Annotated in this window: 23 protein-coding genes; 22 read left to right on the top strand and 1 reads right to left on the bottom strand. The window is 58.2% G+C overall.

Going from position 1 to position 22,779, the window contains the following annotated elements; translation table 11 throughout:
• The first annotated feature begins 3 nt into the window (after positions 1 to 3).
• From HF320_RS07225 to HF320_RS07135, 19 genes are all read left to right on the top strand, one after another.
• Positions 4 to 1,047, top strand: coding sequence for a zinc-dependent alcohol dehydrogenase (locus HF320_RS07225; RefSeq protein WP_040219482.1), 1,044 nt, complete (start codon positions 4 to 6; stop codon positions 1,045 to 1,047).
• Positions 1,048 to 1,049: 2 nt separating this feature from the next.
• A complete protein-coding gene (locus HF320_RS07220; protein ID WP_075844162.1) occupies positions 1,050 to 2,021 on the top strand; it encodes an aldo/keto reductase in 972 nt (323 codons plus the stop codon).
• Positions 2,022 to 2,210: 189 nt separating this feature from the next.
• Positions 2,211 to 2,930: a GntR family transcriptional regulator gene (locus HF320_RS07215; protein WP_169277729.1), complete on the top strand. Its 720-nt coding sequence runs from the start codon at positions 2,211 to 2,213 to the stop codon at positions 2,928 to 2,930.
• 230 nt (positions 2,931 to 3,160) lie between these two features.
• Positions 3,161 to 4,351 (top strand): N5-glutamine methyltransferase family protein, encoded by a 1,191-nt coding sequence (locus HF320_RS07210; protein WP_169277728.1) that lies wholly within the window; start codon positions 3,161 to 3,163, stop codon positions 4,349 to 4,351.
• A 198-nt stretch (positions 4,352 to 4,549) separates the two neighbouring features.
• Positions 4,550 to 5,248 (top strand): L-threonylcarbamoyladenylate synthase, encoded by a 699-nt coding sequence (locus HF320_RS07205; protein ID WP_169277727.1) that lies wholly within the window; start codon positions 4,550 to 4,552, stop codon positions 5,246 to 5,248.
• 2 nt (positions 5,249 to 5,250) lie between these two features.
• Positions 5,251 to 6,792, top strand: a complete 1,542-nt coding sequence (gene glpK / locus HF320_RS07200; protein WP_169277726.1) for a glycerol kinase GlpK — start codon at positions 5,251 to 5,253, stop codon at positions 6,790 to 6,792.
• A 130-nt stretch (positions 6,793 to 6,922) separates the two neighbouring features.
• Positions 6,923 to 7,366 carry a ribose 5-phosphate isomerase B gene (rpiB, locus tag HF320_RS07195; RefSeq protein WP_169277725.1) on the top strand — a complete coding sequence of 148 codons (444 nt, stop codon included), beginning with the start codon at positions 6,923 to 6,925 and terminating at the stop codon, positions 7,364 to 7,366.
• A gap of 85 nt (positions 7,367 to 7,451) precedes the next feature.
• Positions 7,452 to 8,099, top strand: coding sequence for a uracil phosphoribosyltransferase (gene upp, locus HF320_RS07190; RefSeq protein ID WP_169277724.1), 648 nt, complete (start codon positions 7,452 to 7,454; stop codon positions 8,097 to 8,099).
• Between the two features lie 459 nt (positions 8,100 to 8,558).
• The gene (locus HF320_RS07185) at positions 8,559 to 8,855 is read left to right on the top strand and encodes a hypothetical protein (protein ID WP_022386342.1); all 297 of its coding nucleotides are present in this window, start codon (positions 8,559 to 8,561) and stop codon (positions 8,853 to 8,855) included.
• Between the two features lie 45 nt (positions 8,856 to 8,900).
• Positions 8,901 to 9,698, top strand: a complete 798-nt coding sequence (atpB, locus tag HF320_RS07180; protein WP_169277723.1) for a F0F1 ATP synthase subunit A — start codon at positions 8,901 to 8,903, stop codon at positions 9,696 to 9,698.
• A 99-nt stretch (positions 9,699 to 9,797) separates the two neighbouring features.
• Positions 9,798 to 9,989 carry an ATP synthase F0 subunit C gene (locus tag HF320_RS07175; RefSeq protein ID WP_019127352.1) on the top strand — a complete coding sequence of 64 codons (192 nt, stop codon included), beginning with the start codon at positions 9,798 to 9,800 and terminating at the stop codon, positions 9,987 to 9,989.
• Positions 9,990 to 10,024: 35 nt separating this feature from the next.
• A complete protein-coding gene (gene atpF, locus HF320_RS07170) occupies positions 10,025 to 10,621 on the top strand; it encodes a F0F1 ATP synthase subunit B (RefSeq protein ID WP_075844158.1) in 597 nt (198 codons plus the stop codon).
• Positions 10,614 to 11,090, top strand: coding sequence for a F0F1 ATP synthase subunit delta (locus HF320_RS07165; protein WP_169277722.1), 477 nt, complete (start codon positions 10,614 to 10,616; stop codon positions 11,088 to 11,090). Before atpF ends, HF320_RS07165 begins: the two co-directional genes overlap by 8 nt.
• A 2-nt stretch (positions 11,091 to 11,092) precedes the next feature.
• Positions 11,093 to 12,697, top strand: a complete 1,605-nt coding sequence (gene atpA, locus HF320_RS07160) for a F0F1 ATP synthase subunit alpha (protein WP_169277721.1) — start codon at positions 11,093 to 11,095, stop codon at positions 12,695 to 12,697.
• Positions 12,698 to 12,702: 5 nt separating this feature from the next.
• Positions 12,703 to 13,611 carry an ATP synthase F1 subunit gamma gene (gene atpG / locus HF320_RS07155; protein ID WP_169277720.1) on the top strand — a complete coding sequence of 303 codons (909 nt, stop codon included), beginning with the start codon at positions 12,703 to 12,705 and terminating at the stop codon, positions 13,609 to 13,611.
• Complete coding sequence (gene atpD / locus HF320_RS07150; protein ID WP_022386336.1) at positions 13,611 to 15,065, top strand: F0F1 ATP synthase subunit beta; 1,455 nt, start codon at positions 13,611 to 13,613, stop codon at positions 15,063 to 15,065. Before atpG ends, atpD begins: the two co-directional genes overlap by 1 nt.
• Before the next feature lie 3 nt (positions 15,066 to 15,068).
• Positions 15,069 to 15,461, top strand: coding sequence for an ATP synthase F1 subunit epsilon (gene atpC / locus HF320_RS07145; RefSeq protein WP_169277719.1), 393 nt, complete (start codon positions 15,069 to 15,071; stop codon positions 15,459 to 15,461).
• A gap of 89 nt (positions 15,462 to 15,550) precedes the next feature.
• Positions 15,551 to 16,834, top strand: a complete 1,284-nt coding sequence (gene murA / locus HF320_RS07140; RefSeq protein ID WP_169277718.1) for a UDP-N-acetylglucosamine 1-carboxyvinyltransferase — start codon at positions 15,551 to 15,553, stop codon at positions 16,832 to 16,834.
• Between the two features lie 13 nt (positions 16,835 to 16,847).
• Positions 16,848 to 18,014, top strand: a complete 1,167-nt coding sequence (locus HF320_RS07135) for an LCP family protein (RefSeq protein ID WP_248276668.1) — start codon at positions 16,848 to 16,850, stop codon at positions 18,012 to 18,014.
• Between the two features lie 91 nt (positions 18,015 to 18,105).
• On the opposite strand, the gene pepT is transcribed toward HF320_RS07135, so the two are convergent.
• Positions 18,106 to 19,353 carry a peptidase T gene (pepT, locus tag HF320_RS07130; protein ID WP_169277716.1) on the bottom strand — a complete coding sequence of 416 codons (1,248 nt, stop codon included), beginning with the start codon at positions 19,351 to 19,353 and terminating at the stop codon, positions 18,106 to 18,108.
• Between the two features lie 113 nt (positions 19,354 to 19,466).
• Here pepT and HF320_RS07125 point away from each other — a divergent pair, with 113 nt between their 5' ends.
• The 3 genes from HF320_RS07125 (at position 19,467) to HF320_RS07115 (ending at position 22,332) form a co-directional block, all read left to right on the top strand.
• Positions 19,467 to 19,892: a metal-dependent transcriptional regulator gene (locus tag HF320_RS07125; RefSeq protein ID WP_169277715.1), complete on the top strand. Its 426-nt coding sequence runs from the start codon at positions 19,467 to 19,469 to the stop codon at positions 19,890 to 19,892.
• 23 nt (positions 19,893 to 19,915) lie between these two features.
• The gene (locus HF320_RS07120) at positions 19,916 to 20,857 is read left to right on the top strand and encodes a homocysteine S-methyltransferase family protein (RefSeq protein WP_248276667.1); all 942 of its coding nucleotides are present in this window, start codon (positions 19,916 to 19,918) and stop codon (positions 20,855 to 20,857) included.
• Between the two features lie 71 nt (positions 20,858 to 20,928).
• Entirely contained in the window at positions 20,929 to 22,332 is a 1,404-nt protein-coding gene (locus tag HF320_RS07115; RefSeq protein ID WP_169277714.1) for a phosphohexomutase domain-containing protein, read from the top strand.
• Positions 22,333 to 22,779 lie beyond the last annotated feature (447 nt).

Here is a 22,779-nt window from a genome sequence, read left to right as displayed (position 1 = left end):
ACCATGAAAGCAAAAACAGCTGTACTCACTGCGGTTGAGACGGCAGAGGTGATCGATCGCGAGCTTCCCGAGCTGGGCGAGCACGACGTTTTGGTCAAGATCGATGCGAATAACATCTGCACGTCCGAATACGGTGCCTTTAACGGCGCACGCAAGCGTCCGCTTCCCCTGGTGTTTGGACACGAGTGGGCAGGTACCGTGGTCGAGGTCGGCTCTGCGGTCGACAGCGTTGCCGTAGGCGACTACATCGCGAGCGGTTACCAGTACGACCCCTATTCGGAGCCCAGCCGCGAGGGCCGCACCAGCGAGTGCACCAAGCTGCAAAGCGCCGATCACCCCAACCCGGATGGCTATTTTGGCAACGCCGGCTGCGCCAACTACGCCGTTGCCAAGGAAGTTGCCTGCTACAAGATCGATAAGGGCATCGATCCTTCCGTGGCCGCCCTTCTTGAGCCCCTGGGCACCTGCTGCGCCGGCTTCCGCCGCTTTGGCATCGAGTACGGCCAGACCGTCGTCGTTATCGGTGCAGGCACCATGGGCGTTCTCAATGCTCTGGTTGCCAAGGCACATGGTTGCCGCGTCATCATCACCGAGATGATGCCCAAGAAGCTCGAGACCGCAGCGAAGCTCGGCCTGGAGACCATCGACGTTTCCAAGTGCGATCCGGTAGAGAAGGTTCGCGAGCTTACCGGTGGCAAGGGTGCAGACGGCGTCATCATCGCCGTTGGCGCTTCGGGCGCTTATGCCCAGGCCCTCGAGATGGCCAAGGAGAAGCGCGCCCACCTGCTTATCTTCGCAGCAGGATACCCGGCGCCCAAGTGGGAGCTCGACCCCAACACCGTGCACTATCGCCGCATGGTCATCGTGGGCTCCTACGGTGCCGACGCTGTCGACTTCCGCGAGGCCGCCTCGATGATCAACATGGGCGCCGCCGACTTCTCCCAGCTTGTTGAGGAGAAGATTCCTCTGGATAAGATCCAAGAGGCCTTTGAAGAGGCATGCAAGCCCGGAATGTATCGAATCAGCGTCCAGTGCCAGGAGGACTAACAATGCGTTACAAGACAATGAAAAAATCCGGCGAGAAGATCTCTGCTATCACCGTCGGTACGTGGGCCATCGGCGGCAAGAACAGCATGGGCGGCGGCTACGGCGAGATTGACGACCAGGACTCCATCGAGGCAATCAAGGCCATGATCGATGGCGGCGTCAACCTGATCGACACCGCTCCCATCTACGGCGAGGGCCACTCCGAGGAGGTCGTTGGCAAGGCTATCGAGGGTATCCGCGACAAGGTTTTGATTGCCACGAAGTACGGCTCCTACATCGAGAACGGCAAGGGCGTTCACTGCAGCCGTCCCGATTCGGTCCTGCGCGAGTTCGACGCATCGCTCAAGCGCCTGAACACCGATTACGTCGACATGTACCTCATGCACTGGCCCGACGACCTGGGCACTCCCATCGAGGATACGATGGCTTGCGTCAACAAGCTCAAGGAGCAGGGCGCGGTTCGCATGCTCGGCCTGTGCAACTCCGATAGGGCCCTCATCGAGCGCGCAAGCGCCGTTGCCGATATCGACATCGTGCAGCTTCCGTTCTCCATGGTCAATCAGTCTGCCCTCTCCGACCTCAAGTGGTGCGAGGAGAACGACATCGATGTCATGACGTGGGGTTCTTTGGGTGCAGGCATCCTTACCGGCGCCGTGCGCGAGAAGCCGAACTTCGACGAGAAGGACTTCCGCGCTACCTTCTATCCGTTCTATCAGGAGCCTATGTTCTCCAAGATTCAGGAGTTCCTCAAGACCATGGACGTCTTGAGCGAGAAGTATGGCAAGCCGTTGGCCCAGATCGCCATTAACTGGAGCACGCAGAAGAGCTTTGTCTCCACCGCGCTCACCGGCGTTCGCAAGGTGTCCGAGGCTCAGGAGAATTGCGCCGCCTTTGAGTGGAGCCTGAGCGACGAGGATATCGCTCTGCTCGATGCCGAGCTCACGCGCCTCGAGATCACCGAGGCAGTCGCATAGTTCACCTTTTTATTGTCCGAGGTGCGCATCGCTTTGCGCGCCTCGGACATTGAGCCCATGACCCTTGGGCTCTTTTTCGTACCGTTCGATTGGTCATATACCTTTTGCGGATACTATGACCTTATGACCTTGTATTATGGAGCATGCAAGCGGCAAGCGAGCTGCTGCCGAGTGAGGAGTATGAACATCATGAGCCAGCTTGAGATGCCGCTGTATCAACAGATATACGACGAGATTAAGCATGCTGTCGATAACGGTGTATATGCTCCGGGGGATAAGATCCCAACCGAGGCGGAGCTGTCGACCAAATACGCCGTGAGCCGTATTACGGTGCGGCGCGCCATCGAGGATTTGAGTGCGGCAGGTTTTTTGGTAAAGCGACGTGGTTTGGGCACGTTTGTTTGCGAGCCGCGCATGCGCAGAAAGCTGCTGCAGGGTGGCCTGCCCCAGAGCTTCAGTGAGATTTGCCGCAAGAGCGGCCGCGTTCCTGGTGCAAAGCTCATCAATCGCGAAATCGTCGTTGCTCGCCAGGACGAGCGCGAGTTCTTTGGTCTCGATGAGGGTGACCTTGTCTTGCATGTTCAGCGTCTGCGCACGGCTGACGAGCAGCCCATCTTCGAAGAGAACATGTGTCTTCCCTACGTTGAGAACAAGGAGCTCGCAAGGTGCGACCTTCAGGGAAATTCGCTCTATGAGCTGCTGGACGAATTTTATGGAAGGAAGCCGGTGCAGAACCAGAAGGTTCTGGTCGAAGCCATGGGCGCGTCGAGCGAGCGCGCGGGCCGTTTACAGGTGCCTGTTTCCGAGCCGCTGCTGTTCATTACGACATATGCTCTCGATCAAGATGACAAGCCTGTCTATATTGGCCGTCAATACTTTATCGGTTCGCGCTACATGCTCGATCTCTAGCAGTTAGCCTGCGTTGCGGTTGTTTTAAAGCTCGGTTGCCTCTTGGCAGCCGGGCTTTTTGCACGCGTTGTTTGATTTGGGGAGAGATGTCGCGGAATTTGGGGAGAGACGGCGTGTTGAGATGGTGATGGCATCTCAAGTTGCCTGCTTTTTCGCATTGTTGAGAGACAGATGCCATCGCTGCTTTAGAATCGCTAGGCGATACCCGGACCCGCTTTATGGAGTGTGCCATGGCAGCTAAGAAAGACTGGACAGTGAAAGAATGCCTTGATTGGACGGCCGATTATCTCGGTTCCCACGGCATCGAGCGTCCTCGTCTCTCGGCCGAATGGTTGCTCTCGGCGGCGACGGGGTTAACGCGCGTCGGGATCTACACCAACTTCGATACGCCGCTGACGGCAGATGAGCTCTCCTTTATGCATCAGGCCGTGGCGCGTCGCGCGAAGGGTGAGCCGTTGCAGTACATTTCGGGCGAAACTTCCTTCAGGACTATCGATGTTGCCTGTGAACCCGGCGTGCTCATTCCGCGTCCCGAGACGGAAGTGCTGGTCGAGGAGGTGCTTGCCTATCTTGACCAAGAGGTGTTGGGCAACGATGGGCGGGGGCAGAAAGTTCGCGTTGAACTGCCCTGGAACGACGAGGTCGAAGCCGCGCGTCGTGCCGAGGCCGAGGCGGCGGCAAACCAAGCTGCGGATGATACCGATGATTTGCAGCAAGATGGTCCCGATGAAGGAACGTTTGGTCATATTGAGCCAGACGAGCTCAATGATGAGCCGGAAGAATCCCTCGAGCCTGTGTCGGATGACGTCTTGGACAAAGGTGTGGCCGAGTCTTCTGTCGCGGATGACGGTTCGATTTCCGATGCCGAGCCTCGTTGCGCGAGGGTTTTGGAGGTGGGCTGCGGCACGGGCTGCATCTCTCTTTCCATTGCAGCGGAACGCGCTGGACGTGTAATGTGCATAGCGACCGATATCGAGCCGCGTGCCGTGGCGCTTGCAACCAAGAATCGCGAGAGCCTGGACATCGCTCCCGAGCGGGTAGACATTCGTCTAGGAAATCTGGTTTCCCCTCTTGATCGCGAGAGCGAATGGGGGACGTTTGACGTATTGGTTTCAAATCCCCCGTACATCCCTACGAAGGTGATGGACGAACTTCCTCATGAGGTGGCCGATTTTGAACCGCACCTGGCACTTGACGGCGGAAGCGACGGCCTGGATATTTTTCGTCGTCTTCTTAATGCTGCTCCCTATATGCTTCGCGAGGGCGGTCTTTTTATCTGCGAGCTCTTTGAGAAGGCGTGCGATCCGGCGGCTCAGCTGTGTCGCGAGGCGGGATTGGGAGATGTGCGCATCGTGGAGGATCTGACCGGTCGCCCTCGCATCGTTGCTGCCCGCGTGCTGGAAGCTCGTACGCGCGATTAATGCGGGTATGCGTCCTATAGTGCGCTTTTGCATCATATAACCATCACAGATGTGCCCCTTTGCCGAGCGCATGTTTCCGTTTGTCGCGCATGTGATGCCCACATGGGTGCGAATGTGCGCTTCGTGCAACAATGAGCACTTGACCTCTTGCCCTGTGTGGTGGGGAGAAGACGATTTGTGCTGGAAAGGGATGGATGCATGCGGCGTATCTACAACATGAGTACAGGCGTATGCGGCGATTTTGCCGTGAAGGACGCTGCCTCCTGTTTGGTCGCGGGCGCATTGGCCCTACTTCCTACCGAGACCGTCTATGGCGTGGGTGTTGCCGTTGCTGCCTACGGGCAGTGCGCAGAGCTTCCCGTCGAGGGGAGCGGGTACCGACGCATTTTCTCGCTCAAGCGACGAGAACTCACCCAGACCGTTCCATGGCTCGTGGCAGATGAATCCGCCCTCGATCGCTACGGCGTGGATGTGCCTTGCGCTGCCCATGCTCTTGCTCATGCGTTTTGGCCGGGTGCCCTCACTATCGTAGTGAAGGCTTCCGATGAGGTTCCCCTCTATATGCAGGCGGCGGACGGCACCGTTGCGTTGCGCGCAAGCGCATGCGGGTGCGTTCAGCGTCTTGTTCGCGCATGCGATTCTCCTTTGGCGGTGACGAGCGCCAATACGCACGGCATGCCGGCACCTGCCTCGTTTGAGCAGGTTGAGCAACGTATCCTTGCGGGCGTGGACCTTGCGATAGATGGTGGCAAAACGGTTTGCCAAGAAGCCTCGACTATCGTTTCTTGCGAAGGGGGTCAAATTGCCCTTCTTCGCGTGGGCGCTCTTGCCCAATCCGATCTTGAGGCCGCCCTGCGCGCCGCAGATATCAACATTCCAATTCGGAAGGGATGCTAACCATGCCGTTTTCGCTGAAAGACCTGGGCTTGGTCGACACGATTTCCGTATCAACCGGCAACAACTACATCATGGCCCTAGACTCAGGTACTACTTCAGTGCGCGCCGTGATTGTGGACGAGTACGGTTGCATCGTTGCCCAAGCGTCCAAACCGCTCAAGACCATCTGTCCTCATCCGGGCTGGGTGGAACAAGATCCCATGGAGATTCTTGCCTCGCAGATTGCCGTGATGATGGAAGTCCAGTTCAAAAGCGGCATCCATTCCGATAGCATCGCCGCCATCGGCATCAGCAACCAGCGTGAAACCACCGTGGTGTGGGACCGTGACAGCGGCCAGCCCATATACAACGCCATCGTGTGGCAGTGCCGCCGTACGGCGCCTCTCGCCGAGCAGCTTATCGTCGACGGCTACGAGGAGGAAATTCGCGCTAAGACCGGTCTCACCCCTGATCCGTATTTTGCGGGCACCAAGATCCGATGGATTCTCGACAATGTGAGCGGCGCGCACGAGGCTGCCGAGGCCGGCGAGTTGATGTTCGGAACTATCGACACCTGGCTTATCTACAACCTCACCGGCGGGGTTACCTATGCAACCGACTACACCAACGCGAGCCGTACGATGCTCTTCAACATCAATACGCTTGAGTGGGACGAAGATCTGCTGGGGCACCTCGATATTCCTCGCTCCATGATGCCCGAGGTCCGCTGGAGTTCGGGTGATTTTGGCCGCGTATCGAGCGAGATCATGACGCACATGCCCCCCATCATGGGCGTTGCCGGCGATCAGCAGGCATCGCTGTTTGGCCACGGGTGCTTTGAGCCGGGCGCTGCTAAGAATACGTACGGTACCGGTTGCTTCATGCTCATGAATACGGGCGAGACAATCGTGGAGTCTGCGCATGGTCTGGTCTCTACTATCGGCATCGCTGAGGGCGGAAAGATCAGCTATGCCCTCGAGGGATCCATCTTTCATGCGGGATCGACCATCCAGTGGCTGCGCGACAAAATGGGCATCATCGCGAGCGCAGGGGAAACTGCTGCAATCTGCCGCTCGGTGGAGGGTAATTCGGGATGCTATTTCGTCCCTGCATTTAGCGGCTTGGGCGCCCCTTGGTGGGATCCGAACGCTCGCGCGATGATCTGCGGGCTCACTACTGCATCCGACCGCGCGACCATCGTACGCGCGGCGTGCGAATCCATGGCGTATCAAAGCTACGATGTCTTGCGCTCCATGGAGGCAGATTCGGGCATCAAGCTGCCAAGTCTTTGCGTCGACGGCGGGGCCTCTCGCAACGAATTCATCATGCAGTTTCAGGCAGATCTTCTAGGCATTCCCATTGTGCAGGCCGAATCTCTCGAGACCACTGCCCTGGGCGCCGCCTATCTTGCGGGTTTGGCTGTTGGCTACTGGGAAGATCACGAGGATTTGCTGCAAAACGTGGGCGAGGCAAAGACCTTTGCCCCAGCGGGCGATACGGCTCAGGTGAACTTCAACCTCGCGGGTTGGCATGATGCCGTGGCGCGCGCGAGGACCACTCAATAGGGCCTTATACGTGGTACAGTGAACGTGGGACGTGCTGTATTCCCCGATGCTCATTTTTGTCGGGAGCTCTGTCTGGCTGTTCGGCACGCCCTGTCATTATCGAAACGACATGTCGGAAAGGACATCAAACATGCGTGTTGCAATCGCATCAGATCATGCCGGATTCGAGCAAAAGCAGCTCTTGGCTGCCTATCTTGCAGAGGATCTTGCGCAAGACGTTCTCGACCTTGGCCCCGATTCCGACGACCGTGTCGATTACCCCGACTTTGCCAACAAAGTTGCCCACGCGGTAGCCAACGGAGACGCCGAGTACGGCGTGCTTGTATGCGGTACGGGTATCGGTATGGCTCTCACGGCGGATAAGGTTGCAGGCATCCGCGCCTCTTCTATTACCACGCCCGAGTTCGCGGCGCTCTTCCGCGAGCACAACGACGGTAACGTGGTCTGTCTTTCCGGTCGCTTTGTTGATCTTGACGTGAACAAGCAAATCATCAAGACATTCCTTACCACCGAGTTCGGTGGCGGCAGGCATCAGCAGCGTGTCGACAAGATCATGGCGAACGACAACAGGTAATCGCGGCCCATAAACCTTAGTAGTATATATAGTGCATGGTTCTATATATTAGTGCGCGATGTTTACGGGGGAGAGAAGAGGGGATATGGCAGAAGAGTTCGATATGACGCGCGTGACCGTTGTCGTCCATCCGATGGTGCAACATAAACTGTCGATTCTGCGCGATGCGAATACCGGCTCAAAGCAGTTCCGCGAGATCGTGAAGGAGCTCGGCCTGTTTGAGGGATACGAGGCAACGCGCGATTTCCCTCTTGAAGATGTGCACGTAACCACGCCTGTTTGCAAGACTGTGTGCAAGAAGATCTCTGGCCGTAAGGTCGCTGTCGTTCCCATCCTTCGTGCGGGCTTGGGTATGGTCGACGGCTTGCTCGAACTTGTTCCCGCGGCACGCGTGGGTCATATCGGTATGTATCGCGATGAGGAGACCCACGAGCCTCACGAGTACTACTGCAAGATGCCGGCCGATATAGACAAACGTATATGTTTGGTCGTCGACCCTATGCTGGCCACCGGTGGTTCGGCCATCGCGGCGATTCAGTACCTGCGCGAGCAGGGCGTGAAAGATATCCGTCTGCTTGTGATCATCGCGGCCCCCGAGGGAATCAAGGCTGTCCTTGACGCCGACGAGAATGTTCGTTTGTTTACGTGTTCTATCGACGAGCGCCTGAACGAGAGGGCTTATATCGTGCCCGGGCTTGGTGATGCCGGCGATCGTATCTTTGGAACGAAGTAAAACGAAAAAACACAAACGGTTTTGAGCAAACCCTCCTATCGATTTTCGGTAGGAGGGTTTGTTTTTGACGGCAAAAAGCGCCGTTTGCGACTGAATACGGAACGCTCACGGTCGGATTGCGCATTGTGCTTGCTGTATCGCGACAACTAGGCTGCAAAATAGGACCCACGTGTATTGGGGGCCGATATGGTTTGGAGCGTTCGGGCGACAAGGCGACGGTGAAAACTGATCATCAAAAAATGTCAAACATGTGATGATTAATTATCATTTGTCGTTTTTCTTCCGAAAGCTAACCGGGGCATTATTCGCTACCAGCGCGTATTCGATCGTATTCCTTTTTTTCGTGATTTCATGACAAAAAGAAGCGGTTGATTTTTGGATTTGGGTGCCTAGAATAGTTGCAACGTCTGTGGACCCTGGTGATACATCTGTCACGAGGCCACGTGAAAGGGGGAGGGCATGCTTGCCTTCGAGCTCTCAGCTCACGGCCCCTTCGTGCTGGCCGGCGTGGTGGTGGGCGTCTTCGCGTTTTTGCCGATGTGGCTGGCATTGGAGCCGGTGCTTCGGCGTGGACGCGAGGCCAATATGACCAAGGGGATGTTGAGCGTCGGTGCGTCGTTTGTGGCTCTGCTGCTTGGCATCGTAGTTGTTCACTTGCTGTTTCACGGCGTCCTTGTCGCGTTTGTGGCAGGAGAGATCGGCGGTTTCCTCGCCGGCTCTGTTGTGGTCGCGTGCCTCGTCATCGCGGCCGAGTAGGAAAGAGTCTCCGGGTGTACCCGGCGGCATGAGAAAGGTGGAATCTTGGACGCGTTCGCCAAGCTCCCAGATGCAATTGCAGAGCTCGTTGCCGAGTTCTCCTCGACGCCTGTTGTCGGCGATTTGAATGTTGGTCTCACCCAATATTCGCTTTGGCTGCTCATCGCGGGTGTTGTGCTTCTGGCTGTTATTTTCGCATTTGTGAAAAAGCAGTCTTTGGCTCCCAAAGGCTTTTTCGTAAATGGCGTCGAGTGGGTCATCGAGTATGTTGAGGATGATATCGCCAAGGGCGTTGTCGGCTCCAATTGGCGCCAGCACTTCCCGTTTTTGGCGACGTTGTTCTTCTTCATCTTGATCAACAACTTCATCGGCCTGGTGCCCGGCATGAAGCCCGGCACGGGCGCAATAGGCTGTACTGCCGCCGTCGCCCTGGTCTCCTTCATCTACTTCCTGTATTTCGGTGTGAAGAAGCACGGTCTTTTCGGCTACCTCAAGAGCCTTGCTCCTGCAGGCGTTTCGTTCCCCATGAACATCTTCGTGTGGGTTATCGAGGTCTTTTCGCTTCTGCTCCGTTTGGTGACGCTTGCCGTTCGTCTGTTCTGCAACATGTTCGCCGGACACATCGTTATGGGTTCGTTCGCCATCATGGCGAGCATCTTCGCCCAGCCCCTACTCGCGCATTTCTCCGCCATGAACGCGGTGGGCGCGCTTCCTAGTGTGGCTTGGGTTCTCATTCTGCTCATCATCTACGCGGTCGAGCTTATCGTCGCGTTTGTTCAGGCGTACGTGTTCACGGTTTTGTCTGCCGTGTACATTCAAATCGCCGAGGCGGATGCCCACTAGGGCGCGCCCCATTCATTTCGGTGTCTAAGGGCGCGGCTTCCCGCACGCCCTTAACAGCATAGGTAATCATGCACACAGGTGCACGACAAAGGAGGAATCGTGGGAGTTATCGGATATGGTCTTGGCGTAATCGGTGCCGGCCTTGCAATTGGTCTCGCAGCGTTCGGCGCAACGAGCGCAATGGCCCGCCAGCCTGAGGTCCAGGGTCGTGCCTTCACCGTCTTCATTCTGGCATCCGCCTTTACCGAGGCTCTGGGCCTCATCGGCTTCGTCGTTACGCTGATCTCCTAGGGAAGTCGCATATCGTGTCCCAGAAGGAGAACAACATGAAGCAGATCAACCGCGCAACCGTCGCGGCTGCCATCTCGAGTTTCGTGCTCGCGGTGCCTGCCCAGGCGTTTGCTGAGGAGTCTTCCAATAAAGCGGAGATCCTCATCCCCAAGATGGCCGAGTTCATCCCTGCGCTGATCGCTTTCCTTATCATCTGGGTCGTGCTCGCCAAGTTCGCTTGGCCGCAGATCCTCTCGATGATGGATGAGCGCGGTAAGCGTATCCAGGAGAGTCTGGACGAAGCCGAGACCACCAAGAAGAAGGCTATCGCCTCTCGCAAGGAGTACGACGAGCTCGTCACCGACGCCCGCCGTAAGTCTGCAGACATCGTTCTTGAGGCCCGCAAGGATGCCGAGGCCGAGCGCGCTCGCATCATCGAGGCAGCGCACAAGGAGGCCGAGGACATCATCGCCAAGGCCCATGCCAATGCCGAGGACGAGCGCAATGCCATCTACGCAGCTGCTGCCGCCTCTATTGCAGACCTTTCCGTTTCCGTCGCCTCCAAGATCGTGGGCGAGACGCTCGACCAGGACGGCGAGCAGCGTCGCCTTATCGAGCGCTATGTCAAGGAAGCGGGTAGCCTGAATGCCTAATAGCCGCATGCAGGACAGGGTGCTGGAGACGTACGCGCGCTCCCTCATGGAGGCTGCGAAGGACGAGGACCGTGTGTTCCGCGATCTCAACGAGCTTGAGGCTATCTCGAACGCGGCCCCCGAGGTTTTCGCCGTGCTCATGTCCCTGTTCGAGCGCGGTCAGCTCGATCTTCTTCCTCAGATCGTCGCCCTCTTCAAGGAGATGACCGAAGAGGATGAGGACGTGGTGGGCGTTACCGTGACGACGGCCGTTCCGCTCGACGACGAGCTGCGCCGCACTATCACAGAGAAGTGCGAGGGCGACCTTGGCCGCAAGGTCTTCCTCATCGAGAAGGTCGACCCTTCTATCATCGGAGGCCTTGTGCTCGAGGCGCGCGGTCAGCGCCGCGACGTCTCGGTTAAGACGCAGCTGCGCGCTGCGCGCGAGGCCCTCGTTTCTACGAGTATTACAAACGGAGGTGAAGCCTAATCATGTCAGAGATCAATGCTCAAAGCATTGCCGCAGCACTGGCCGAGAAGCTCGACAGCCTGTCCGCGACCGTTGACACGCAGGAGGTTTCCCATGTTGACGAGGTCGGCGACGGCATTGCCCGCATCTCCGGATTGCGCGGTGCCATGGCCGGCGAGTTGCTCGAGTTCAAGAGCAGCGATACTGGTGAGACCGTCTACGGTCTGGCCCAGAACCTCGACCGCGATGAGGTCGGCGCCGTGCTTTTTGGCGCGGTCGACATCATCAAGGAGGGCGATGAGTGCCGCACCACCGGCCGCATCATGGACATTCCTGTAAGCCGTGCCATGCTCGGCCGTGTCGTGAATCCGCTGGGTCAGCCTATCGACGGCTTGGGTGAGATTCGTGCCACCCATACGCGCCCCATCGAGTTCAAGGCTCCTGGCGTTATCGAGCGTACCCCGGTGTGCGAGCCGGTTCAGACCGGCCTCCTCGCCATCGACTCGATGATTCCCATCGGTCGTGGTCAGCGTGAGCTCATCATTGGCGACCGTAAGACGGGTAAGACCGCTATCGCCATCGACGCCATCTTGAACCAGCGCGGCAAGGATATGATTTGTATCTACGTCGCCATCGGTCAGAAGGCATCGACGGTTGCAAACATCCGTGAGACCCTCAAGCAGCACGGCGCTCTTGACTATACGGTCATTGTTTCTGCTACCGCTGCAGACTCCGCTCCTATGCAGTACATCGCGCCTATGGCTGGTGCCGCAATCGGTGAGTTCTTCATGTATAACGGCGAGAATGGCGAGCCTGCTTCCGAGGACAACCCCGGCGGTCACGTGCTGGTCATCTATGACGACCTGTCCAAGCAGGCTGTCGCTTACCGCCAGATGTCCTTGACGCTGCATCGTCCGCCCGGACGTGAGGCCTACCCCGGCGACATCTTCTACCTGCACTCCCGCCTGCTGGAGCGTGCCTGCAAGCTCTCCAAGAAGAACGGCTATGGTTCCCTGACGGCCCTGCCGATCATCGAGACCCAGGACGGCGACGTTTCCGCCTACATTCCGACCAACGTTATTTCCATTACCGATGGTCAGATCTACCTGCAGTCCGAGCTCTTCTTCCAGGGTCAGCGCCCTGCAGTCGACGTTGGCATCTCCGTGTCCCGCGTCGGTGGCTCCGCTCAGACCAAGGCAATGAAGCAGGTTTCCGGTTCGCTGCGTCTTGACCTTGCCGCTTACCGCGAGCTCGCCGGCTTTACGCAGTTTGGTTCCGACCTGGACGCTGCTACTCAAAAGCAGCTCACCCACGGTGCCCGCATGACCGAGCTGCTCAAGCAGCCGCGCTTCAAGCCGTTTGATGTTACCGAGCAGATCGTTGCGCTCTTCGCCGGCAATAAGGGCTTTGTGGACGACCTCCCGGTCTCCCAGGTCCTGCCGTTCCGTAACGCGCTTCTCGATTACATGACCAAGACCTATGCGCCGCTTCTCGAAAAGCTGCGCTCCACGAAGATCGACGATGAGCTGGACGAGCAGCTCATGCAGGCAATCTCCGATTTCAAGAACGACTACACCGCAAAGCTTGCAGAGACTTCTGAGAGCACTAGCGGTGCCGAGGAGAACTAGGCTCTATGGCTAACCTTCGCGACATCAAGAAGCGAATCTCCTCGGTCACGAGCACCAAGCAGATCACGCGCACGATGGAGATGGTCTCTACGGCCAAGATCCGTCGCGCGCTCGATCGCGCGCATCAGGCTGAGCCCTACAAGACGGCGCTTACCGATGTCATGCTCACGGTGGCAACCGATGCCAGCATCGCGTCTGACAATCCTATGCTCGCCGTGCATGAAGAGCCCAAGCGTGGTCTTGTGATCGCCATCGCGTCCGACCGCGGTCTCGCCGGCGGTTTCAACGTGAACGTTGACCGTGAGTGTGAACGCATTATTCGCGAATGGCGCAATGAAGGCATCGAGGGCCAGATCATCACATGCGGCCGCAAGCCAAGCGAGTATTTCTCCAGCAGGGGAAATGTCGTCATGAAGTTTGAAGGCTTCTCGGCAGACCCTCGTCTGGAAGACGCGCGCATGATTGCCGACTACATCTGTGACAGCTATGTTGCAGGTGAGCTTGACCGCGTCGAGGTTGTGTACCATCACGCTCGCAACCGCGTCGATCAGCAGCTGCGTGTCGAGCATCTGCTTCCGCTCGATCCCGAGATGGTCGCTATGGCTCATGGTCCTCGCAAGAACGAGGATGAGGGCCCCAAGCGCGTTTCGTCGTCGTTCAAGTTTATTCCGAGTGCTCAGCATGTTTTGGGGGAGCTGGTTCCCTCTTACGTTCTGACCATCATTCACCAAGCGCTCATCGATTCGGCGGCCGCCGAGCAGGGCGCAAGGCGTAAGGCGATGCACTCGGCAACGGAGAACGCTACCACGATTATCGCGACTCTCACCCGTATGTATAACCGCGTACGTCAGGCTTCCATTACCACCGAGCTCAATGAGATCGTGGCAGGAGCCGCAGCATTGGAGGAACACTAATGGCAGAAACCACCGTACAAGCGGCGGTCGAGGAGGCCACGAAGCGGGAGACCGCAGGCGAAGGACGCGTCGTTCGCGTTATCGGCCCTGTTGTCGACGTTAAGTTCGACGGCCAGGTCCCCTCGATCTACAACGCACTGACGGTCGAGGCCGATACCCCCATGGGGCATCTGAGCACGGTTCTCGAGGTTGAGTCCCAGCTGCCCGGCGGCGTGGTCCGCACGGTCGCTATGACTTCTACCGACGGCCTGCAGCGCGGCCTCACCGCAACCGATACCGGTGAGCCCATGAAGATGCCCGTCGGTCCCGAGACCCTCGGCCGCATCTGGAACGTCATCGGCCAGCCCGTTGATGGCAAGCCCATGCCCCAGATCGATGAGTACTACCCCATCCATCATCCGGCGCCGGCGTTTGACGAGCTCACCACCAAGACCGAGATCTTCGAGACCGGCATCAAGGCAGTCGACCTGCTCGAGCCCTACATCCGTGGCGGCAAGACGGGCCTGTTCGGCGGCGCCGGCGTTGGCAAGACCGTTCTGATTCAGGAACTCATCAACAACCTCGCACAGGAGCACGGCGGTACGTCCGTATTCACGGGCGTCGGCGAGCGTACCCGTGAGGGCACCGACCTGTTCCTCGAGATGAGCGAGTCTGGCGTTATCGATAAGACCTGCTTGGTCTACGGTCAGATGAACGAGCCGCCCGGAGCGCGTCTGCGCATCGGTCTGGCGGGCCTTACCACTGCGGAGTACTTCCGCGATCGTGGCCAGGACGTTCTGCTCTTCATCGATAACATCTTCCGCTTCTCTCAGGCAGGTTCCGAGGTTTCCGCACTTCTGGGCCGTATGCCGTCCGCCGTTGGTTACCAGCCCACGCTGGCAACCGAGATGGGCGACCTCCAGGAGCGCATTACCTCTACCAAGACCGGTTCCATCACTTCCGTCCAGGCTGTTTACGTCCCCGCAGACGACCTGACCGACCCGGCTCCGGCAACGACGTTCACCCACCTGGATGCAACGACCGTTCTTTCGCGTTCCATCGCTGAGCTCGGCCTGTATCCGGCTATCGACCCGCTGGCGTCCTCTTCCGACGCTCTCGACCCTGCGGTCGTGGGCGAGGAGCACTACCGCGTGGCCGTCAAGGTTCAGGAGCTCCTGCAGGAGTACTCCGACCTTCAGGACATCATCGCCATCTTGGGCATGGACGAGCTTTCCGAGGAGCAGCGCCTTACGGTTAACCGCGCTCGTAAGCTTCAGCAGTTCCTGTCCCAGTCGTTCCACGTGGCAGAGCAGTTCACCGGTAACCCCGGCGTGTACATCCGCGTCGAGGACACCGTTCGCTCCTTTGCCGCAATCGTCGACGGCGAGTGCGACGACCTGCCCGAGCAGGCTTTCCGCTATGCATCCACGATTGACGACGTGCGCGAGCGCGCTGCCAAGATGGGGGAGAAGTAAGCCATGCTCATCCGTATCGTATGTCCGGAACATTGTGCCTATGAGGGCGAGGCTGCCTTTGTGGTTGTGCCCTCTACGGACGGCGAGTGCGGCATCCTTCCCAAGCACGCGAACGAGATCTGTACCATCACGGACGGTTACGTGCGCGTGTGTGACAAGGAGATGGGCACGGTCGACCGCACATTTGCGGTGGGCGGCGGCTATGCTCAAATTGCCGACGACACCGTTATCGTGCTGGCCGAGCGGGCCTGCGATCTGGCGGATGTCGATGCCGAGAAGGTTAAGGTTGAACTTCAAGGTTTTGAAGACAACCTGAGGAATCTGTCGGAAGACGATGCGCGTCGCGCCTACCTTTATAATGAAATCGCATGGTGTAAGCTACTGCTTGCAAAATAGGTATTGAGGGTTCATCCTCTGCCAACAATGCGATGGACATCATGCCCGGGAGACTTGTGCTCCCGGGCCTTTTTTTGAAAGGGACAGGTTTGGATATCATCCGCGTTGAAGGTGGTCATCCGATTGAGGGACGCGTGTGCGTTTCGGGCGCTAAGAACTCTGCGCTCAAGCTCATGGCTGCAACCTTGCTTGCTCCGGGCAAAACCACCCTTACCAATGTGCCCAATATTTCCGACGTACACGTGATGGGCAAGGTTCTTAAGGGCATGGGTGCCACGATCGAGGTCGTGGACGAGCATAGTTTGGTTATCGATACTTCTGCTGTCGATCAGTGGGAGGCGCCGTACGAACTCGTTGCCAAAATGCGCGCGTCTACGGCGGTCCTCGGTCCGTTGCTGGGCCGTATGGGCAAGGCGAAAATCGCAATGCCCGGCGGCTGCAACCTGGGTGCCCGCAAGATCGATATGCACATTTTGGGTCTTGAGGCCCTGGGCGTGAAGTTCGATACCGAGCATGGCTACATCTATGCCGACGCCGGCGAGGGAATGCATGGCGAGACCGTTACGCTTGAGTTTGCGAGCGTAGGCGCCACGGAGAATCTCATCATGGCTGCGGTTCGCGCTAAGGGCACCACGGTTATCGATAACGCCGCGCGCGAGCCCGAGATCGTTGACCTCGCTAACATGCTCAACGAGATGGGCGCCCAGATCACCGGTGCCGGAACCCCTGTCGTTACGATCGAGGGCGTTTCTGAGCTGCATCCTGTCACGCATCGCGTGATTGGTGATCGCATCGAAGCCGGTACCTTTATCGTTGCGGGCGCTTTGATGGCTGGCGATGCCGGTGTTGAGGTGGTTGGATTCGCTCCGCACCATTTGGGCATGGTTCTTAAAAAGCTCGAGCTCATGGGCATCGATTTTGAGCGCATCGAGGGCGGTGTGCGCGTGTACCGCGTTGACACCATTCGCCCGGTGGACATCCAGACCTTGCCGTTCCCGGGTTTCCCCACCGACATGCAGGCTCAGGTTATGGTTCTTTCCGCTCTGGCAGATGGCAGCTCTGTCATCACCGAGAACATCTTCGAGAATCGCTTCATGTTCGCCTCTGAGCTTGTGCGCATGGGGGCAAACATTCGCATCGAGAGTCACCACGCCATGATTCATGGCGTCAAGGGCTTCTCGGGCGCTCAGGTCACCTCTCCCGATTTGCGCGGTGGCGCTGCGCTTGCCGTCGCTGGTCTTATTGCCGACGGAACGACTGAGGTTTCTGCTATCCATCACATTGACCGTGGATACGAGCACTTCGTAAAGAAGCTCGTAGAGCTGGGGGCGCATGTGGAGCGCGTCACCGTCCCCGATCCTATTGACGACTAGACAGGTCCTTCTTATGAGAAAAAAATCCGTACAGCAGATGCGTGCTGCGGCTGACGAATCGAGCAGCCGCGTTTACAGTCGCACGAACGTGGCCCGCTATTCAGAGCGCGCTCGTCAGCGCCAACGCGGAAAGCGCATCCGCCGCACGATTTTGCTTACGCTCATGGGCGTGCTTATCGCAGGCGTTACGGCATGCGGTCTGTGGTTTGGCAAGATTGTTTCCAAGCTCAATAACGGCGAGATCATTACCAGCGGACTGCTTTCGTCTCTTACCGATTCCGATGTCACGCGCGATCCGTTCTACATGCTGCTGCTGGGAACCGATGGCCGTCCGGGAGACACTGCCTATCGTGCCGACTCCATCATCCTTGCGCGTGTTGACCCTAAGGCCAAACAGGTCACGCTCATCTCCATTCCGCGCGATACGAAGGTCGAGTACAAGGGTTCGACCATGAAGATCAATGCAACGCACGCCTACGATGGCGCCGAAGGCATGGTCAATGCCGTTAACGAGCTGTGCGATGTCGAAATCGCCCACTATGCCGAGATCAGCTTTGATGGCATGAAGACCCTTGTGGACGCTGTGGGCGGCATCGATATCAACGCTACCGACGGCGTGGATGACCCGGAGGCCGGTCCGGTTAAGATTGAGCCGGGGCAGCAGCACATGGATGGCGAGACGGCGCTTACGTATTGCCGCGCGCGTCACCAGTATGCCGACGGCGACTATACGCGTATGCGCCATCAGCGCCAGGTCATCGGTGCCCTTGCGAACGCAGTGCTCAACAACATGGACATCACGCGCCTGCCTGGTGTCATCGAGTCTCTCTCCGACATGGTCGTCACCGATCTGGGCGTGCAGGATATCGTGTCGCTCGCGAACGCGATGCGTGGCATGGATACCGATAGCATGTGGTCGGCCAACTTGCCGTCTTGGGCGGGCGAGGATACATACATCGACGGCCAGAGTTACGTCTTTGTCTACGAGGACAAGCTCAAGGAGATGATGGAGCGCGTCGATGCCGGTGAGGATCCGCAAGGCCCGCAGTCCATGGGCTCCTCCTCGGGCGAGTCGAGTACGATTGCCGACCTTGCCAACAATGATTCCCGTTCGTTTAGCAACGGAACCGATAAGGGCACATCGTCGTCATCGGAAGAAGAAACGAGCTCTGAGGACTAAAAAAGAAAGCCGCCGGGCACAAGCTCGGCGGCTTTTTTGTGAGCAAGAGACGAGAGGCGCTTGCTTGAGGGGCGCTTGCTTTAAAGCGCTGTTACTCGGCAAAGCGACGTGCAAGCTCCTGCAAAACGTCAACGACGCGCTCCATCTGCGAGACGACAACAAATTCATTCACGCTGTGGCCGCAATAGCCGCCTGTGCCCAGGTTGGGGCAGGGGAGACCGCGGAAAGAGAGTTGTGCGCCATCGGTGCCACCGCGGATGGGCAGGACGAGGGGTTTGATACCCAGGGCCTCGTATGAATCGCAGACGATCTGTACGAGCTGCGGATAGTCTTTTACGATTTCTGCCATGTTGCGATACTGCTGCTTGATTTCGACGGTCACGCGCGGACGGTCGAGCTCGTTATTCATAAAATCGGCGGCACGCTGCATGAGGTCGATCTTTTGCTGGAACAGCTCGGCATCGTGATCGCGGATGATATAGCGAGCGGTGGCATGGGTGACGGTTGCCGAGACGCTTTCGCAGTGGATAAAGCCGTCATAGCCGTCGGTGTGCTCGGGACGCATATGTGCGGGCAGCAGGCTCTGGAATTGGACGAACAGGTCGTTTGCATTCACCATGCGGTTCTTGGCAGATCCGGGATGGATGGAGTAGCCCTCAAAACGAACAGTTGCCTCGGCGGCGTTGAAGCACTCCCACTCAAGCTCGCCCACGGCACCGCCGTCAACGGTGTAGCCGTAGGTGCATCCAAACGCGGGAATGTCCAGAAGCGAGGCGCCGTGGCCGATTTCCTCGTCAGGGCAAAAGCAGATGCCAAGGCGCGGATGTTTGATGGAGGGATCCTCGTGAATGCGCGCCACGAGCGCCATGATTTCGGCAACGCCGGCCTTGTCGTCGCCGCCCAGCAGCGTGGAACCATCCGAGCAGATGATGTCTTCGCCCACCAGGCCATCAAGGTCGGAAAGCATGTCGGGGCCGATTGCGACTTCGTTGCCATCGACAACGCCGGCGACCAAGTTTCCGCCCTCGTAGTGCACGATATGGGGCTTTACGCCAAAGCCAGGGGCGGCCTCGGTGGTGTCGATATGGGCGAGAAGACCAAGTGCGGGCTTATCTTCGGCGCCTTTGCTTGCGGGGATGTGCGCAACAACGTAGCAGCTCTCGGTTACGTAGGCGTCCTCAGCGCCAAGTGCGCGCAGCTCGTCAGCCAAAAGATTGGCAAGATCAAACTGGCAGGCGGTCGAGGGAACCTGGTCGCAGTGCTCGTCGGCAGATTGTGTATCAACCTGAACGTAGCGGAAGAAGCGCTGTACGACGTCGCTCATCGGGGTATCAGACATAATGACTCCTTATGCTCAATGTGCTGACGACTGTTACTCTAGCACGGTCGGGTCGTTGGCTTGTGGCGCCGTTGCGCTACACTAGGGGTACGGTTTAGGAAGGACGTGTGCCTATGGATACCACTGATGCTTCCCGTGAGCTGCATCTCACAGTTGCAAATGAAGATTATCTCGAGTGCATTGTTCGCATCGAGGAAGAGAACGGTTCTAGCGAAGCCATCCGCTCTGTCGATATCGCCCAGCACCTCGATGTCTCGAAGGCGTCGGTTAATAAGGCCATCAGTGCGCTCAAGGAGCGTGGTTTGGTCGAGCAATCTCACTACGGCAAGGTTCTGCTTACCGAGAAAGGCCGCGAGCTGGGGCGAGCGGTGTGGTATCGCCATCGACTTTTGAATGCCTTCCTAACGCAAGAGCTCGGTGTCGATGCCGAGCGCGCTGATGCAGAGGCCTGCATGATGGAGCATGCAGTATCTGAGGATACGATGACACGGTGGCTGCATTATCTCGAGAAGCAGGGTATAAGCATCGGCGAGGAATAATCGGCTCGGCAAGGATTAGACCGATGGACCAAGACCAAAATCAACTGTATTCAACCGATTCTTATGACCGGGCGGGCGCCGATCGCTTGCTCGGTCTTCTTTCGACGGGCGCCGTGCTCATGCAGGGGCCTGTTGGGACGATGCTCGCGTCGGAGCTGGGCGCCCAAGATGTTCCCGCTGCCTATTGGAATGTGGCGGAGCCTCAGGAGGTTACGCGTATTCATCAGCAATATGCCGATGCGGGCGCTCAGATTTTGCTCACGAATACATTCCAGGCAACAGCGCCTGCGCTCAAGCGCGATCATATCGAGTCGAGCGTCAATCTGGTGTGCGCGGAGGCCGTGGCAGCAGCTCATGCGGCGGGTGGTCAAAATCTTGTAGGTTCGATTGGCCCGTGCGGCATCGAGTGGTTTCACAAGGATGAGCCAGAATATCGTCTTGCACGGGACGCCTATCGTGAGCAAGCGCACGCCTTGCTCGCCGCGGGTGTCCAGGCATGTATGCTCGAGACCTTTACGTCAATTCGTGACCTCGAGCCTGCTGTCGCTGGTGTTGCAGATGTTGCAGATGGCATGCCTATGTTTATCAGCTTTGCTGTCGATGACGAGGGCAATCTGCTGGGTGATGGCCTGAATGTCGAGGCGGCCTGCATTTGGGCCGAGAAGCACGGTGCTACAGCGGTGGGCGTTAACTGCTGTTCTATCGCTGCGGCGACGTTGTGCGTGCCGCGTATGGCAAGCTCTTCGCACGGATATATCATGGTGCGTCCCTACGCGAGTCTTCCGGTGCGCGATGATGAGGGCTGCCTCAGGTGGAGCGAAGATGCCGAGGCCCTCGCCACCGCTTCTGTACAATGGGCGATCGATGGCGCTCGCATCATCGGCACGTGCTGTGGGGCTACGCCTGCATCGACATGTGCTATCGCCGAGGAGCTTGACGCATGCCATCGGCTTGTCGAAGAGTGACTATTCTGGTGGCAGATGCATGTGTGGGTCGCGCGGCTTGTGCGGCCCTTATTGAGTAAGAAAGAGTGCAGATGAGCACGATTATTCATTTTGGAACAGGCGGCTGGTACGCACGGCGTGACGGCGACTTTACGGAAGAAAACGTCGTGCGCCTTGCGGATGCGGCGGCGCAGATGTGGTCTCGCACCGATTCGGGTGCCATCGTCTACATAGGATATGACACCCGCGAGGGTGCGGAGCAGGCGGCGCGTCTTGCGGGCATGGTTGTTGCGGGCGCTGGCCTTGTTGCCATGATTTCCGATCGCTACACGCCTACGTCGGCGCTGTCTTGGGCGATTGCAAACGATCCGCGCGCATGCGGCGGCCTGATGATTACGGGTTCCAATCATTCAAGCGATTACCTGGGTATTAAGGTTCGTATGGCCGATGGTGGCACGGGCACTGCCGATGTGATTGACGCGTTGGAGGAGTCCATTCCTCTTGAGGCTACCGAGGCACGCGGTCCCCTTATCGAGAAGGATATCGTCTCGCCATATCTCGAAAGCCTTTTTTCGAACATCGATACTCAGGCGATTGCCGAGGCCGGTTTGCAATTGGTGTATGACCCCATGTATGGCTCGGCTCGCGGGTATCTTCCCGCTGTACTGGGCCCTCTCGGCGTGCAGACGATTGAGATCCACGGTACGGACGAGCCTGATGCACAGACCTTGCGCCCCGAGCCCATTGAGCCGTGGGTGGACGATTGCGAGCGGATGGTCCTCTCCTCCAAGGCTCATGCCGGCCTTATCTGTGACGGAGACGGCAGCCGTATTTCTGCAGTCGACGAGCGCGGACGCTACATCGACGCCCATCGGGTCTTTACGCTTGTTCTGGGGCATCTGGTTAAGCACCACGGCGCCCATGGGCGTGTTGCCATGGGCCTTACGGGTTCAATTCAGACGCGTCGCATGGCTCGTGAGCTCGGTTTGCCCCTCGCGATAAAGCCCATCGGTTTTAAATACATATATGAGGAGATGGTAAAGGGCGGCGTGATCATTGGTGGCGAGGAAACCGGGGGGATTGGTTTTCCCGAGCGCTTTCCTGGGCGCGATGGTCTGTATGCACACGTTTTGCTGTGCGAGATGATGGCGAAGGAGCATAAAACTCTGGGCCAGCTCATCGACGAGCTTGATGAGCATTATGGCCCCGTTGCCTATGCTCGTCGCGATATCCGCCTGCAAAACGAGGAAGTGGAAATGCTTCGGACGCTTATGCCGGGGCTGAACCCTCAAAACATTGTGGGCAGGGCGCCGGTGCATGTGAGCCATCGCGATGGCCTGCGCATGGAGTTTGATGATGAGTCTTGGCTGCTGCTTCGTCCTAGCGGTACCGAGCCCGTCGTGCGTATATATGCCGAGGCCGGAACGATTGAGCTTCGCGACGAGATGCTCGAGGCCGGCACCGCCATCGTGAAAGGCGAGTACGGCGGCATCTAGCGAAAGCCGGCCATTTTGTACACCGATGTAGGGCCGGTACATATATAGATATAGGCGAGATCGCAAAAGTCGCGGCGCATGTTCCGATTGGAGGGGCGTGCGCCGCGTTTCGGATACCGGGGCCTTCGTATATGTGAGGGCCCCGCGCCCGCGGGCCCGCCCCCCCTGCGGCATGGAACGGCAGCGCCTGTCCAGGCGATCCGGGTAGGGCCGCCCCCCCAATTGTGTGCGAAACGTGGAGACCGATATTCCCGGCCCAGAGGGGCCTCGCCTCTGGCATCATTAATCCCTGCGCGACGGCAGCCGACAGGCGGGCCGGCGCGGGTACCTTGAGAACCGGATACCGCGGGTGGAGCGATAGCATATCGACTCCATCCGGGACAGATGCACTAAATCATACCAATTCGAAGTATGAGCGAATGTGTACGGAAGTATAACTTGATAAGG

The sequence above is a fragment of the Collinsella acetigenes genome, from assembly GCF_012844445.1.
In the GTDB taxonomy this organism is placed as follows: domain Bacteria; phylum Actinomycetota; class Coriobacteriia; order Coriobacteriales; family Coriobacteriaceae; genus Collinsella; species Collinsella acetigenes.
The sequence above is the reverse complement of the archived record's forward strand: the minus strand, read 5'-3'. Positions and strand labels throughout refer to the sequence as shown.

Coding starts and splice junctions, on each gene's coding strand:
- HF320_RS07225 (WP_040219482.1), top strand. CDS start 4: ATGAAAGCAAAAACAGCTGTACTCACTGCGGTTGAGACGGCAGAGGTG.
- HF320_RS07220 (WP_075844162.1), top strand. CDS start 1,050: ATGCGTTACAAGACAATGAAAAAATCCGGCGAGAAGATCTCTGCTATC.
- HF320_RS07215 (WP_169277729.1), top strand. CDS start 2,211: ATGAGCCAGCTTGAGATGCCGCTGTATCAACAGATATACGACGAGATT.
- HF320_RS07210 (WP_169277728.1), top strand. CDS start 3,161: ATGGCAGCTAAGAAAGACTGGACAGTGAAAGAATGCCTTGATTGGACG.
- HF320_RS07205 (WP_169277727.1), top strand. CDS start 4,550: ATGCGGCGTATCTACAACATGAGTACAGGCGTATGCGGCGATTTTGCC.
- glpK (WP_169277726.1), top strand. CDS start 5,251: ATGCCGTTTTCGCTGAAAGACCTGGGCTTGGTCGACACGATTTCCGTA.
- rpiB (WP_169277725.1), top strand. CDS start 6,923: ATGCGTGTTGCAATCGCATCAGATCATGCCGGATTCGAGCAAAAGCAG.
- upp (WP_169277724.1), top strand. CDS start 7,452: ATGGCAGAAGAGTTCGATATGACGCGCGTGACCGTTGTCGTCCATCCG.
- HF320_RS07185 (WP_022386342.1), top strand. CDS start 8,559: ATGCTTGCCTTCGAGCTCTCAGCTCACGGCCCCTTCGTGCTGGCCGGC.
- atpF (WP_075844158.1), top strand. CDS start 10,025: ATGAAGCAGATCAACCGCGCAACCGTCGCGGCTGCCATCTCGAGTTTC.
- HF320_RS07165 (WP_169277722.1), top strand. CDS start 10,614: ATGCCTAATAGCCGCATGCAGGACAGGGTGCTGGAGACGTACGCGCGC.
- atpA (WP_169277721.1), top strand. CDS start 11,093: ATGTCAGAGATCAATGCTCAAAGCATTGCCGCAGCACTGGCCGAGAAG.
- atpG (WP_169277720.1), top strand. CDS start 12,703: ATGGCTAACCTTCGCGACATCAAGAAGCGAATCTCCTCGGTCACGAGC.
- atpD (WP_022386336.1), top strand. CDS start 13,611: ATGGCAGAAACCACCGTACAAGCGGCGGTCGAGGAGGCCACGAAGCGG.
- atpC (WP_169277719.1), top strand. CDS start 15,069: ATGCTCATCCGTATCGTATGTCCGGAACATTGTGCCTATGAGGGCGAG.
- HF320_RS07135 (WP_248276668.1), top strand. CDS start 16,848: ATGAGAAAAAAATCCGTACAGCAGATGCGTGCTGCGGCTGACGAATCG.
- pepT (WP_169277716.1), bottom strand. CDS start 19,353: ATGTCTGATACCCCGATGAGCGACGTCGTACAGCGCTTCTTCCGCTAC.
- HF320_RS07125 (WP_169277715.1), top strand. CDS start 19,467: ATGGATACCACTGATGCTTCCCGTGAGCTGCATCTCACAGTTGCAAAT.
- HF320_RS07120 (WP_248276667.1), top strand. CDS start 19,916: ATGGACCAAGACCAAAATCAACTGTATTCAACCGATTCTTATGACCGG.
- HF320_RS07115 (WP_169277714.1), top strand. CDS start 20,929: ATGAGCACGATTATTCATTTTGGAACAGGCGGCTGGTACGCACGGCGT.